9 protein-coding genes are annotated in these 14,290 nt (G+C 66.7%); 7 read left to right on the plus strand and 2 right to left on the minus strand.

Annotation, left to right across the window (positions count from 1 at the left end):
• Positions 1-22: 22 nt before the first annotated feature.
• On the plus strand, positions 23-1,240 hold the full coding sequence (locus SH602x_RS10675; RefSeq protein ID WP_479476776.1) for a hypothetical protein: 1,218 nt from the start codon (positions 23-25) through the stop codon (positions 1,238-1,240).
• Positions 1,241-1,525: 285 nt separating this feature from the next.
• Here SH602x_RS10675 and SH602x_RS10680 read toward each other — a convergent pair whose 3' ends face one another.
• Together SH602x_RS10680 and SH602x_RS10685 are read right to left on the minus strand one after the other, a co-directional pair.
• Positions 1,526-2,311 (minus strand): SDR family NAD(P)-dependent oxidoreductase, encoded by a 786-nt coding sequence (locus SH602x_RS10680; protein ID WP_479476777.1) that lies wholly within the window; start codon positions 2,309-2,311, stop codon positions 1,526-1,528.
• A gap of 284 nt (positions 2,312-2,595) precedes the next feature.
• Positions 2,596-3,792, minus strand: a complete 1,197-nt coding sequence (locus SH602x_RS10685; RefSeq protein ID WP_479476778.1) for a molybdopterin-dependent oxidoreductase — start codon at positions 3,790-3,792, stop codon at positions 2,596-2,598.
• Between the two features lie 415 nt (positions 3,793-4,207).
• On the opposite strand from SH602x_RS10685, the gene SH602x_RS10690 reads away from it, so the two are divergent.
• From SH602x_RS10690 to SH602x_RS10715, 6 genes are all read left to right on the plus strand, one after another.
• Complete coding sequence (locus tag SH602x_RS10690) at positions 4,208-6,208, plus strand: FG-GAP repeat domain-containing protein (RefSeq protein ID WP_479476779.1); 2,001 nt, start codon at positions 4,208-4,210, stop codon at positions 6,206-6,208.
• Between the two features lie 154 nt (positions 6,209-6,362).
• A complete protein-coding gene (locus SH602x_RS10695; RefSeq protein ID WP_479476780.1) occupies positions 6,363-7,343 on the plus strand; it encodes a CheR family methyltransferase in 981 nt (326 codons plus the stop codon).
• Between the two features lie 84 nt (positions 7,344-7,427).
• The gene (locus tag SH602x_RS10700) at positions 7,428-9,740 is read left to right on the plus strand and encodes an ATP-binding response regulator (RefSeq protein WP_479476781.1); all 2,313 of its coding nucleotides are present in this window, start codon (positions 7,428-7,430) and stop codon (positions 9,738-9,740) included.
• A gap of 411 nt (positions 9,741-10,151) precedes the next feature.
• Positions 10,152-11,495, plus strand: coding sequence for an ATP-binding protein (locus SH602x_RS10705; protein WP_479476782.1), 1,344 nt, complete (start codon positions 10,152-10,154; stop codon positions 11,493-11,495).
• Positions 11,496-11,514: 19 nt separating this feature from the next.
• On the plus strand, positions 11,515-12,843 hold the full coding sequence (locus SH602x_RS10710; protein ID WP_479476783.1) for a tetratricopeptide repeat protein: 1,329 nt from the start codon (positions 11,515-11,517) through the stop codon (positions 12,841-12,843).
• Positions 12,844-13,006: 163 nt separating this feature from the next.
• Positions 13,007-14,281: a tetratricopeptide repeat protein gene (locus SH602x_RS10715; RefSeq protein WP_479476784.1), complete on the plus strand. Its 1,275-nt coding sequence runs from the start codon at positions 13,007-13,009 to the stop codon at positions 14,279-14,281.
• The last annotated feature ends 9 nt before the right edge of the window (positions 14,282-14,290 follow it).

Genomic DNA, 14,290 nt, shown 5'->3' on the forward strand with positions numbered 1-14,290 from the left:
TCGCCCCGAGGATTCAGCAACCATGTCGTTCGTCTCCCGTTCCGCGGTCGCTCTGGCGGCTGCGATGCTCCTGTCGTTCGCCGGCTCGGCGGAAGCAGGATGGTGGCATCGTCACCACGCGTGTGCCCGGTACCTGCACCATTGCCATTGGCACGCACCGGTCTGCGCGCCGCTGTGCATCTCGCCCGCGGCGCCGGAAGTCTGCGCTCCGTGCGTGGCGAAGTCGTATCGCTGCGAGCCGGTCTACCAGAGCGTTCCGCGGACCTGCTGGACCACGCACTACGACATCGTGCAGGAGACCGTCGCCAGGACGTGCTACCGCCAGGAAACCCGGCAGCGCGAGGTGACGACCTATCGCACGATCGCCGAGCCCCGCCAGGTGACGCGCTCCTTCACCGTGTCGATTCCCGAAGTAAGGACCGCGGTTCGTAACGTGCCGGTCGTTCGAACGCATACCGAGTACGTGACGCAGCCCTATACCGTCGCCATTCCGCAAACCGAGATGCGGACCGGCTATCGCACCGCCGTTCGGACGCACGTCGACATGGTGGAGAAGATGGTCTGTCGCACGACGGGCCACTGGGAGGAATCGCAGGAGTACGTCTCCCGCACGGTCTATAAGACGCGCATCGTGCCGACCTGCGGCGTCGGCTGCGCGGACGTCGCGTACGCCACCACCTGCGGACGCCCCTGCGGCCACTTCGGTTGCCGGCTGGGCTGGCGCCACGCGTGCGGATGGCATTCGCATCACTGCCATGCCCCCTGCTGCACGCCTTGCGTGACGACGTGCAAGGTCGTCTGCGAACCGGTCGAGTGCGGCGAGTGGGTCACGCGGCGCTGCTGGGTTCCGCAGACGATCTGGGAACCGATTCAGGTCCCGGTCTGCCGGTACGAGTCGTACCAGGTTCCGTACCAGTACCCTGTCACGACCTGCCGTTACGAAACGCGGACGCGTGAGGTTCCTGTCGTCCGGGCGACGACGCACTACGTCCCGCAGACGTACAGCTACACCACCTATCGCCCTGAGGTTCGCACGCGGGTCGAGACCCACATGACCTATCGTCAGGTTCCCGAGACGACCCTGCAGACGTATACGGTCAGCGTGCCCTACGTCGTCAACGAAACGGTCGACCGGATCGTCTGCCGCAGCGAGCCGCACACGACGTACGAATGCGTTCTGACCGGCTACCGCATGGTCGAGTGCGAAGTTCCGGCCACGACCTGCGCGACGTGCGACTGATCCCGACGATTCGGGAACGATGTCGGTAACCATCGAAAGAGCCGGTCGGGAACGACCGGCTCTTTTCGTTTGTTCTCAGGCCAGCGGGGGACGACAGTCCTCCGAGTCCGGCAAGCGACCGCAGGCCGCGAACATCCGTACGACGTCGCTCAACTTCGAATCCGACCGCTGGGCCGACGCGGCGCGCAAAAGCGCTCGATCGTCGCTGCGCTTGATCGACGGACTCGGGGGACTTCCGTCCCCCGCTAGCCTGCTTCACGTCAGAACGCCGGCTACAGCGAAGCGTCAGATCCATTCCGCCGGCGGGTCGGGTTGCTGCCAGGCGGACATGCCGCCGTCGACGAAGATCATCTGGCCGCGAACGTGCCAGGCGTCGTCGGAGAGGAGAAACTCCACGGTCGAGGCGCAGGCTTCGGGGCCGGGGACTTCGCCGCTGGGCGTATGGTGCTTCATCCACTGCAGGAACCGCGGGTCGTCGAGGGCCGGCGACGTCAGCGGCGTATAGAGCAGCCCGGGCGCCATGCCATTGACGCGGATGCCGTGCGGAGCGAGCGACACGGCCAGGCTTCGGACCATCGCCTCGACCGCGCCCTTGCTGGCGTCGTAGGCGACATGCTTGTCCTCGGCCAGCCTTCCGTTGATCGACCCGACGAGGACGATCCGCCCCAGCGTGCCGGCGGAGACCCAGCGCTTCGCGATCTCCTGAACGGTCAGGAAGTAGGCATAGACGTTCAAGCGGAGCGTCAGGTCGAGCTTCTGGTAGCTCATCTCCAGAAACGCGTCGTCGATGTAGGTGCCTGCGTTGCAGACCAGCAGATCGACCGGCCCCTCCTGCCAGACCCGCTCGACGATCTCGGCGATGTTGCCCGGCTGACCCTGCGCCAGATCGCCGCCGACGAAGCGTGCCTTCGCCCCCGTCGCGCTGACTCGCGCGAGCGCGTCGTCGGCCTTAGCCTCTTCCAGTCCATGCAGGACGACCTCCGCGCCCGCCTTGCCCAGGCGTTCCGCGATCGCCAGCCCGATACCCTGCACCGAGCCGGTGATGAAGACGGATTTCTCGCGGAAGGTCACAGGGGCTCCTGAACAATCGAGGCGAGCGGAGGACGGAAGGGTTGTTGCGGTTCGACCGAAGTCTCAAACGTGCTGTGTGCCATGCCCACATCGCGCAGCAGGGTGGGCATGTTAGGTTCGGGCGGCCCTTTGCATGCCCACCCTGCCTTCGGCGATGTGGGCATGGCACACAGAGCCATCGAGCCTGACGAACGAGGGCGGGTTCGACGACGACACGAAGTTCGATCGACGAACTCCGGGGACTTCCGTCCCCCGCTAGCCGAGCCCGTTCCCTCAAGGGATCGTTACCCCTCCAGCTTCACCCGGTGCCAGGCGTTGTACATGTAACCCTTGGCGTTCCAGGGAGAGATCAGGGGCTGGCGGCCGCCGGCGGAGTCGATGGCCCGCACGACCAGCGTCGGGTTCTCGGCGGAGACCTCGATCTCGGCCCGCCAGAGGGCCCAGCAGAACTCCTTCTCCGCGTGGCGCAGCGCGGCCCGACGCCAGGTCTTGCCGTCGTCGCCGGAGACATGCACTTCGGAGACCGTCACGCCGGGGTCGCCGGGCGGCAGAGCGTAGCCGGCGACGCGGATTCTCCGGACTTCGCCCAACTTGGCGCCGTCGGGAGGGAAGCAGATCGCCGCGTTGAGCGGAATGTTGTACAGGATGCCCGCCTCGGCCCAGGCGAGCGGTTCGTCCCGCGCGACCAGCCGGTAAGCGTCGGCGACGTAGTGATTCGGCGAAGGCCGATTCGCGAGCGTGATCTTCCCCAGCCACTTCACCGACCGGGCGCCGATGTAGCCCGGGACGATGCCGCGGATCGGGGCGCCGTGATCGACGTTCAGCGGCTGGCCGTTCATCTGCGTCGCGAGCAGGCAGTAGTGTTCTTCGGTTTCGGCGAAGGCCTTCTCGATCGGAATCGACCCGCCGAAGACGGTCTCGTGACCATGCGCGTCGTGGGTGTCGACGCCGTCGAACCAGACATGCTTCGCCTCGGGCTTCACCCCCGCGGCCTTGAGGACGTCGATCAGTTTGACGCCGGTCCAGGTCGCGTTGCCGATGGCGCCCTCGCGCCACTGGACGCCGCCGACGGGCTTCGTCTTGCTGTGCTCGTATCGGCGGTTGCCGGCGCAGGTGAGCGTGCAGGTCGTCTCTGCCGCGGGGAACTTCTCGAGGAGTTCGTCGACCGAGAAGGAGAGTTCGTTCTCCACCAGTCCGCCGACGGCGACGCGATGGGCCTTCGCGTCGATCGTGGGGTTCGGTCCGTGGCTGCGAATGAAGAACTTCTCGACTGGAGTGATCCACTCCTCGATGAGGCCGGGCAGCTTCGGCTCGGCGTTGTGGGGGACCTCGCTATGGACGATCCAGTCGGCGCCTCCCGCCTGGGCGACCTCCGCCTCGGCGGCGCCTTCTTGTCCGAAAACGCGCGGACCCCAGGTAAGCACGAGCGGCGCGGCGCCCGCTCCGGCGGCCATCTGCTGCAGGAAGGTTCTTCGTCGCATCGCATCTCCTCGTTCGCGGCAAGGGAGGGAGGGGTTCCGCGGGCGGGTCCGTCGAAAGAACATTATGGTCCGAAGCTTCGGGCTTGTGGGCAGGCGATGGCGTGTCGCTAACGTGCAGACGAAGAGCGATCGCAGAAGCCGGGTGGCGCTGGTTGTCTCAACCAGCGTCCGCGCAGCGGATCGGAGGCCACAGGGTCCGTTCGGCACGATACCTTCGGCGTCCACTCCGTTCGTCCTCCGGGATGGTCAGCTGCGACTCGACGCTGCCGGCGCAGCGAGGCCTCCGACGGGCTGCGCCCGCGCCGGTTGAGACAACCGGCGCCACCCTGCTGGTTAACGATCTGGCGGGAATCGCCTCCTCGCTCGGCTTACAATCAGCTTCCCTCCTGCCGCTTCCCTGCCGGAACTTTTCGCCATGCGGATTCCTCCCTCGATCGTCCGGGCGTCGCTCGGTTCGCTGCTGCTCGGGCTGGCGTCGCTCTCGCCTGCGGTCCTGCACGGACAAACGAAGGAAGGCACTGCGCAGCGACTCGGAACGGTCGAGCCGCAGCGGTACGGCGACGACTCGCTGGTCGTCGATCTGGGCGTGGGGCTCTGGGCGTGGCCGATGCCGATGGACTGGGACGGCGACGGCGATGACGACCTGGTCGTGTCGTGCCCCGACGTGCCGCAGAACGGCACGTTCGTGTTCGAGAATCCGTCGCAGCCGGGCGAGAAGTTCCCCGTCTTCCGACCGGGCGTGCGTGTCGGTCCCGCGCTGAAGAACGTCCAGGCGTCGTACGTGGACGGACTTCCGACCGCGCTGCTGACGCCGGGACGCGAATGGTTCGTCGCGCCGGGAGGCATCATTCCTGATGACGGAAGCCGCCCGCTGCCTGCGTCGGCGAAGGTTCCGACCGAGGGGATGAAGCTCCGCGCGAACCAGTGGCGCCGGCTCGATTACGACGGCGACGGCGACGACGACCTGATCGTCGGGATCGAGGACTGGAGCGACTACGGCTGGGACGACGCTTACGACGATCAGGGGAACTGGACCAACGGCCCGCTGCACGGCTACGTCTTTCTGCTGACGAACGTCGGCACGGAGGAGGAGCCTGAGTACGCCGAAGCGCAGAAGGTTCTCGCGAACGGCCAGCCGATCGATACCTACGGCATGCCGTCGCCCAGCTTCGCGGACTTCGACGGCGACGGCGATCTGGACCTGCTCTGCGGCGAATTCCTCGACGGCTTCACCTACTTCGCCAACGAAGGGACGCGCAAGGAGCCGAAGTACGCGGCAGGCGTCCGGCTGAAGGACCAGTCCGGCGTGCCGCTGGCCATGAACGTCCAGATGATCACGCCGACCGCGTTCGACTGGGATCGCGACGGCGACATGGACCTGATCGTCGGCGACGAGGACGGACGCATCGCGCTGGTGGAACACACGGGCAAGGTCGAAGGGGGCGTGCCCATCTTCCGGCAGCCGGTCTACTTTCAGCAGCAGGCCGACGAGGTGAAGTTCGGCGCGCTCGTCACCCCGGTCAGCGTCGACTGGGACGGCGACGGCGACGAGGACCTGATCTGCGGCAACACCGCCGGGCATATCGGCTTCATCGAGAACCTGGATGGCGGCGATCCGCCGAAGTGGGCGCCGCCGAAGCTGCTCGAAGCGGACGGCAAGACGCTCCGCATCGAAGCCGGCAGCAACGGATCGATTCAGGGCCCTGCCGAGGCGAAGTGGGGCTACACGGTCCTCGACGTCGCCGACTGGGACGGCGACGGGGCGCTCGACCTGATCGTGAACTCGATCCATGGCCGAATCGAGTGGTACCGCGGCACGGGCTCCCCGCCGACTCTCGCGGCCGCGCGGCCGGTGGAAGTCGCCTGGCCGGGAGAGCCGCCCTATCCGGAATGGAACTGGAAGAAGCCGGAACCGCGGGAGCTGGTCACGCAGTGGCGGACCTCGCCGATCGCGACCGACCTGGACGACGACGGCCTGGTCGATCTGGTCGTGCTCGATCACGAGGGCTATCTCGCCTGGTTCCGACGATTCCGCGACGAAGCGTCGGGCAAGCTCCTGCTCGCGCCGGGCGAGCGGGTCTTCCAGAACGACCAGGGCGAGCCGCTGCGGCTGAACGATCAGCGGGCGGGGAAGAGCGGCCGGCGGAAGCTCTGCTTCGTCGATTACGACGGCGACGGCAAGGGCGACCTGATCGTCAACGACGCCAACGCCAGGCTGCTGAGGAACGTCACGCCGGACGATGCGACCGGCGTCGCCATGAAGTTCCAGGACGCCGGACCGCTCGCGGGTCGGAAACTGGCAGGCCACACCACCTGCCCCACGTCGGTCGACTGGGACGGCGACGGCCTCCGGGAGGTCCTTCTGGGGGGCGAAGACGGTCGCCTTTATCTCATTCGCCGGACCGAAACGCCCTGAACCGGCGGATTGCGGGCGCCGAGGAATCGAAACCGGAGCGATAATGGACGAACGTGCGGCGGAGCGTCCAGGAGTTTTTCCGGTAGGCCGATCGAACGCCGTGTTCCGGATTGGAGTTCCCCGCCGTCGACGCGAAAATCGACTCCCTCGCGTCATGACCCATTCCGACTCCAGCCTTACCGATCCCGCACGTCCCGGCGACATGGAAGCCCTATCGCAACCTCGGAGCGCTCCCGATCCGACTGATCGGTTCCGCGGTCTCGATTTCCAGGGCACGCCCTGTACGCCTCGGGACGATGCAACCTTCGTCGCGCGTGCTCCTGCCGTTCCGCCGTGGGGAGCCGTTCCTCCTGCGGGAGCGGAACCGGGAACGCCGGAGGAGCACGCCTTTCTGGAGTTCGCGCTCGCTCGGGGGCGGCAATGCGTCGGCAACTATCGACTGGCGCCGCTGCTTCGTCGCCTGCCAGCCTGTCTGCGGATGCTGAAGGTCGAATCCCTCACGGACGCCCGGCGGCTGCTGGAACAGCGTCCCGAGTTGACGGCGAAGGTTCTCGATTCGCTCCTCATCGGAGCGACCAGTTTCTACCGTGACGCGCCGGTCTTCGATTACCTCCGCGAGACCGTGCTGCCCCGCCTGCTTCTGTCCGATGAACGCGTCCGCGTGCTCAGCGCTGCCTGCTCCGACGGGGCCGAGCTTTACACCGTCGCCGCGCTGCTCGATCAGACGGGGCGCCTAAGCGACGCGGACCTGTGGGGTATCGACTGCCGGGAATCGGCGCTCGAAAAGGCCCGCCAGGGGCGCTTCGCCGAAGGTTCAATGGCGCAGTTTCCGCAGTCGCTGCGGGACGCCTACCTGACGCCGGTCGACGGCCGCCTGCAGGTCCGCGAAGATCTGCTCGCGGCGACGAACTGGGCGGTCGGAAACGCACTTTTTCCGTCGCAGCAAGGAAATTGGAACCTGATTCTCTGCCGGAACCTGGCTATCTATCTAAGGGCGGCGACCTGTGCCCTGCTCTGGCGCAATCTGGCGCTGGCTCTCGAACCGGGCGGTTATCTGGTCGTCGGACGTGCGGAGAAACCCCACCTCGCCGGCCTGACTCTCGTCGGGCCCTGCACCTATCGCAAAGATTCCTGACCGGCGCCTTCCTGAACGCTCCCGCTGCCGCCGCATGACCCCCGGCAGACGGACGAATGAACCCCGTCTTCGGACGACCTGCCCATGAACGCACCGGCATCCTGGATCAAGTCGCCGCCCCCCTGGCTGATCTGGGGCGTGGCGATCCTGGCGATCGTCCTGATGGCGGCGCTGCGCCTGTACATCTTTCCGTCGAAGGTGGTCGCGCTGACCTATGCGCTGCCGCTGATGATCGTGCTCTGGACGCGGGACGTGAGGTCGCTCTACGCGATGAGCGGCGCCTTCACGTTCATCGCGTCGCTGAAGGCGTTCTGGCTCGTCCCGTTCGGCGCCGACACGTTCTACGAGGCCGTGACGTTCGCGATGCAGATCGGCAACATCTGGGTCGCCGCGCTCGCGATCCACTTCCTGCTGGTCGTGCGCAAGCGCCTCGAAGTCAAGTCGACCGAACTCGCCGAGTCGAACCGGCATCTCGACGCGACGAACTCCGAACTCACGGCGGCGAACGAAGAACTGGCCGCGCGGGAGGAGGAAATTCTCAGCCAGAACGAGGAACTGCAAACGCAGGCTGAAGAACTCGAACAGCAGTCGGAAGAGCTCCGCCAGCAGGCCGAAGAGACCGAGCAGCAGGCCGCCGAGGTCAATGACCTGAACCAGGAACTGGCCCGCCGCGAGAAGGGGATGCAGACCCTGCTGGAGTCGGCACGGTGGATGCGGAACGACCTCGACGAGCGGGCCGTGATGGACGCCGTCTGCCAGGCGGCGGTGCAGGTGATCGGCGACGCCGCGCAGGCAGCCGCCGTGCTGCGCGAGGACAAGGGCTTTCTCTCGGTCCGGGGTCACGTCGGATTCGGAATCACCGGCGCCGTGCAGCGTACGGTCGAGTACGGTCGGTCGTTCTCGACGCTCGTCGCCGAGAGCGGCCAGACGGCGGCGCTGCACGACGTCTCGGTCCGCCCCGATCTGGAACTGCCGCAGCCTTCGGCCGGACGACCCTTCCGCTCGGCGATCGGCACGCCGATCTGGCTCGAGGGACGCCCCGTCGCCACGCTGGAGGTCTACAGCCATCAGCCGCGGGAGTGGAGCGAAGAGCATTTCCGCGTCGTGGAGTGGCTCGCCGCGCAGACCGCGCTCGCGATGCAGGCCCTGCAGTCGCAGAAGGAGCTCGACGTCCGGCGTCGCGACGCGGAGGAAGCGTCGCAGCAGAAGACCCGCTTCCTGGCCGCGGTCTCGCACGACGTCCGCACGCCGACGAACGCGATCTCGCTGCTGGCCGACCTGATCGAGCTGACCTCGCAGGAGGCGCAGGACGTCGCCGAGATCAAGCAGATGGCCGCCGACCTGAAGAGCAACGCCAAGTCGCTGGTCGAACTGGTCAGCGACGTGCTCGATCTGACGCGGTTCGATACCGGTCGCTTCGACGTCGAGAGCAGCGAATTCTCGCTCGCGGCGCTGCTGGAATCGGAGGCCCGCGTCGCCTCGCCGGCCGCGAAGGCGAAGGGCATCGACCTGCGACAGCGCTGCGAGATCGAGGACGTCTGGCTCAAGACCGACCGCCTGAAACTGGCCCGGATCGTCGGCAATCTCGTCGGGAACGCCATCAAGTTCACCAGCGTCGGCGAAGTCGTCATCGTCTGCGAAAAGAACCCCAACGACGGCATCGACGTCCGGGTGATCGACACGGGCTGCGGCATTCCGTCGGAGAACCTGGCGCGGGTCTTCGACGAATTCTTTCAACTACGGAATCCCGAACGCGACCGCACGAAAGGGACCGGCCTGGGCCTGGCCATCTGCAAGCGCCTGGCCGACGGTCTGGGGTGCAGCATCTCGGTCACCAGCCTCGCCGGCTGCGGCTCCACGTTCGCGATCCACCTCCCCTCGGAGATGATCGTCTCCGATCCGGAAAGCTGCCGCGCCGGCGACCAGGGCGAGGGGCGTATCGCCGCGACGCTCGTCGGACGCAACGTGCTGCTGATCGAAGATCACGACGTCACGCGCAGGACCGTCTCGCAGCTTCTCGCCGCGCAAGGCGCCGCGGTGCGCGAAGCCCGCCTGGGCCGCGAAGGGATGCGGCTGATCGGCGAAGGAACTCACGACGCGATCGTACTCGACCTGATGCTGCCCGACGTCGACGGGACGGAGATTCTGAAGCTGATCCGGGCCGACCGGCCCGCGCGCTTGAAGTGCGTCCTCGTCGTCTCGGGCGACGTCCGCGACGCGCGAATCGACGAGGTCAAACGTCTCGGCGCCGACGATCTCCTCCCCAAGCCGCTCAGCATCGAGCGCCTGCTCGCCGCGCTGCAGCTTCACCTGCACGACAAGCAGCCGACAGCTTCGCCAGCCGGCGACCAGAAGGTCGATCGACGTTCGGAGGCTGCGACGCCGGGCGAGGCGTGACGGGTGGCCTAGATTGCTCGTACTTGCGTACACCTTGCAGATTGCGGTCGGCGACCGCTCCAGGGTGGCGCCGGTTGTCTCAACCGGCGCGGGCGCAGCCCGTCGGAGGCCTCGGAGCGAATTCGGCGCAAGCTCGCCGGCCAACTTCGAGAACACGCTTAGACTGAACTCGGCAGCGAGGATTCCGACGCGCCATTGAGGCCTCCGATCCGCTGCGCGGACGCTGGTTGAGACAACCAGCGCCACCCACTCGCCGACGATTCCCTTATCCGTTCGGCGAGCCTTCAGGCTGCTCGCGAACCGAAAGGTGCGCTCGCGAGCTTTCGCGGAACGGTTCGCCGTTGCCGCGAGGGGAAGCGGCAGACACAATGGGCCGGTCCGTGCCCTGCTGTCCGCTTCTTCAGTAGCCCCATGCTCGATCCGATTCAATCGCTCAGGGAGGCGATCGCCTCTTCGCCCGAGAGCGCCCCGCTGTGGAAGTCGCTCGGGGATCTGTGCCTCGCGAGCGGCAGGGCGGACGAAGCGGAGGCCGCCTATCGCAAGGCCCTGGCGCTCTCCCCCGCCGCGGCCCCGATCAAGCTGGGCCTCTCGCGGGCCTTTCATCGGCAGGGCAAACGGAACGAGGCGCTCGTCCTGCTCGAAGAACTCGTGAGGGCGCCGCAGGCGTTGCCCGAGGCCCGTGTCCTGATCGCCCGGCTGATGCTCGAACGGGGGGAGATCGAGAACGCCGTCGCGCAGTACAAGGCCGCGATCGAGGAGAAGCCCGAACTGGCCGACGAAGAGCTGGGCGAGCGGCTCGGCGTGTCGACGACCCCGGAGGCGCCTGCCGAGAGCGAAGTCTTCGAAGGGAAGATGCGAGCCGGCTGGGAAGGTCAGGAAGGGAGCGAACTGGGCGAAGTCGAGCGTCCGCGGACCGGCTTCGACGACGTCGGCGGCATGGAGGACGTAAAGGAAGAGATCCGCCTGAAGATCGTCTATCCGCTGAAGAACCCTCAGGTCTACGCCGCGTACGGCAAGAAGACCGGCGGCGGCGTGCTGCTGTACGGTCCGCCCGGGTGCGGGAAAACGCATCTCGCACGCGCGACGGCGGGGGAAATCTCCGCGGCGTTCCTGTCGATCGGGATCAACGACATCCTCGACATGTGGATCGGGTCGAGCGAACGGAACCTGCACGAACTGTTCGAGAAGGCCCGCCGGAATCAGCCCTGCGTCCTGTTCATCGACGAGGTCGACGCGCTCGGCGGCAAGCGATCCGATCTGAAACAGTCGGGCGCCCGGTTCCTGATCAACCAGTTCCTGTCGGAACTCGACGGCATCGAGCGTAACAACGACGGGATGCTGGTCCTGGCGGCGACGAACTCTCCCTGGCACATGGACAGCGCGTTCCTGCGACCGGGGCGGTTCGACCGGGTGATCTTCATTCCTCCGCCCGACGCGCCGGCGCGGGAGGCCATCCTGCGGATTCACTGCAAGGGGAAGCCGCTCGCCGACGTCGACTTCGTCCATATCGCGAAGCTGACGGAGAACTTCTCCGGCGCCGACCTGCAATCGCTGATCGACCGGGCGATCGAAGGCAAACTGAAGCAGGCGCTGAAGACGGGCATCCCCTCCCCGCTGACCACGGCCGACTTGAAGGCGGCCGCGAAGGTCGTCAAGCCGACGAGCGCCGACTGGTTCGCGACCGCGAAGAACTTCGCCCTCTACGCGAACCAGTCCGGCCTGTACGACGACATCCTGGCCCACTTGAAGCGATAGCCTTTCTTCGGTTAGCCCCATGACTTCTTCCGAGTCCGCGGAACCGGCTCCAACGGTCCGAGATCCACGCGCTGCGTTCGACTTCTACTTCGAGCGCGAGCGGTTCGATCTGGCCGTCGTCGAAGCGGAGCGGATGATCGCCGCGGAACCCGACTCCGCCGACGCGAAGGCGCTGCTCGGGCTCGCCCTTTCGCGAGCGGGGCGGGAGGAAGAATCGCGAAAGTCGATGCGCGACGCCGTCGGCGCCGATCCGGAGTCGTTTCTGGCGCTGCTGATGTACGCCATGTCCGCACTGCGGGCGGGGAAGCTCGGCGAGGCCGAAGGCGCCGCGAAGGAGGCGCTGCGCGTGGCGCCCTACACTTCGAGCGCGCATCGCCTGATGGCCCGAGTGCTCGCCGAGAAGAAGGAGTGGGTCCCGGCGCTGGACGCGATCGACCGGGCGATCGAGCTCGACCCCGAAGACGAGGGGGCGATGGAGCTTCGCGCCCAGATCCTCGACAAGCTGGGACGTCGGGACGAAGCCCGGCGGCAACTCGACGAGGCGCTGCGCGAAGCGCCCGACGACGCCAGCCTGTACGAAACCCGTGGCTGGCAAGCGTTCTGGGCGAACGACTTCGACGCCGCGGCCGTCGCCTTTCACGAGGCCCTGCGACTCGATCCCACGGACGCTTCGGCCCGCTCGGGCATGAAGTCCGCCCTGCGCGGTCGCAGTCCGTTCTATCGCCTGCTGGCCCGCATCGTTACCTGGGTGGTCGATCGCGGGTGGTCGGGACAGGCCATGCTGATCCTCGCGCCTTTCGCAGCGCTGGTCATGGTCCCCAAAATCGAGCCCTATCTGCCGCACGTCGCCACGACGAACGGGTTCTACGGACCGATCGCGCTTGCCCTGGCGTTCGGCCTTTCTTACCTGCGGCAGTTCACCGAGCTGCATCTGGCGTTCGATCCGCAGGGCAGGGCTCTCGTCTCGCGCGCCTCGCTGATCGCCGCGGCCTTCACGACGTTTCTGTTCGTCGCAGCCCTCTTGGGATACTTCGGCGGCTTCGTATCAAGTCTCTTCGTCGAGTTCGGAAGCGCCACGATGCTGCTCGCGACGCTCGCCTCGCAGACGCACCATTTCAAGGCCCGCGCGAAGCTGGCGATCGTCGCGGCGACCTCGGTTCTCTTCCTGATTCAGCCGATGGTCGTGCTGTCGGTGGTGCGGCTCGGGGTGCCGCCCATCGCCCTCGCCGGCTTCCTGATTCTGGCGCTCGTATGGAAGCCGACGGTCATGCTCTCCTTCTTCAGCCTCCTCATGATCGCGTTCGTCAAGAAGGACGACGAAAACGACGATTCGAGCAGCATCCTGTAACGAGCGTCCGACGAAGCTGCCGCGAATCCTCCGAACGGTCGCTCGTTCGGCCGTCGATTCGGCGCCGTCGCCGCGGATCGCGAATCGTTTCGACCGGCGTCACCGCCGCTGAACTGAAGCGTTCGCTCCTTACGACTTTTCATACCTTCGCATCATCGGCTTCATGGACCGCGAATACGCTTCGATCCAGTTCTATCTCGAACGCGGACGCCTGGAGGAAGGGCTGGCGGAGATTCAGAATCTCCTGGCGTCCCGGCCCGACGACGCGTCGCTGTGGCAGTTGCGCTCGCACGTGCTGCGACAGGCGGACAAGCCCGACGAAGCGATCGAATCGGCCAAGCGGGCGATCGAGCTCGATCCCGAAGACGCCGGACCGTTCGCCGCGCTCGCGCTCGGGCTGCTGGCGAAAAATCGCCCTGCCGATGCGCTGGCCTCGATTCAGGAAGCGATCGAACGCGATCCGGAGGATGCGGGCCACCGCTATATCCAGGGCGCCGCGTTCGCCGCGCAGAAGCGCTGGAAGGAGGCGCTGGAATCGGCCACGCTGGCGACGGAGCTCGATCCCGAGAACGAGCAGGCGCTGAACCTGAAGTCGCACGCGCTCGACCGGCTGGGTCGATCGGCCGAGGCGGACGCTGTGCTGGAGAAGTCGCTGCGGCTCGATCCCGAGAACGCGGGGACCTACACCCATCGCGGGTGGGTCGCCCTGACGCGAGGTCAGCCGCAGGAAGCGCTGGAGAACTTCCGCGAGGCGCTGCGTCTGGACCCCAGCGACGACGCCGCCCGCGCGGGCATCGCCGAAGCGATGCGGAACCGGAACTTCCTCTACCGCATCATCTACAAGTACTACGACTTCATGTCGCGGTTCACCGCGACGTACCAGTGGGCGTTTCTGATCGGGTACCTGGCGCTCGGGCGGGTCCTGCGATCGATGGGCGACACGATTCCGATCCTGGGCCTGATCGCGACGCCGCTGACGACGCTGCTGGCGGTGTTCGCCTTCTCGACCTGGCTCGCGCGGCCGCTGATGAACATGACCCTGTTTTTCGACCGGTACGGGTATCACGCCCTGACGCGACGGGACATCTACGGCGCGTTCCTGACGACCGCGCTGACGATCCTGGCGTTCTGCTTTCTGCCGTTCGCGCTGCTCGATCTCTGGCTGCTCGTGCTACCGACCTGCGCGCTGATGGTGGCCTGCGTCTCGGCGACGATCTTCGTGCCGAAGGGCTGGCGGAGCGCGGCGCTCGGGGCGATCGTGCTGGCCCTGTTCGTCACGCAGCCGGCGGCGCTCATCTTCGCCAGCATCGGAGCGGAGATCCTGGAGATCGAAGCGTTCCCGGATCTGGCCGTGAGGCAGTTCCTCCCCTTCTGGCCGCTTGTCGCGTTCGGCGCGATGTTCGCGGCCAACTGGCTGGTGATGAACGATAAAGATTGACGCACCGAC

It is taken from the genome of Lignipirellula cremea (assembly GCF_056501455.1).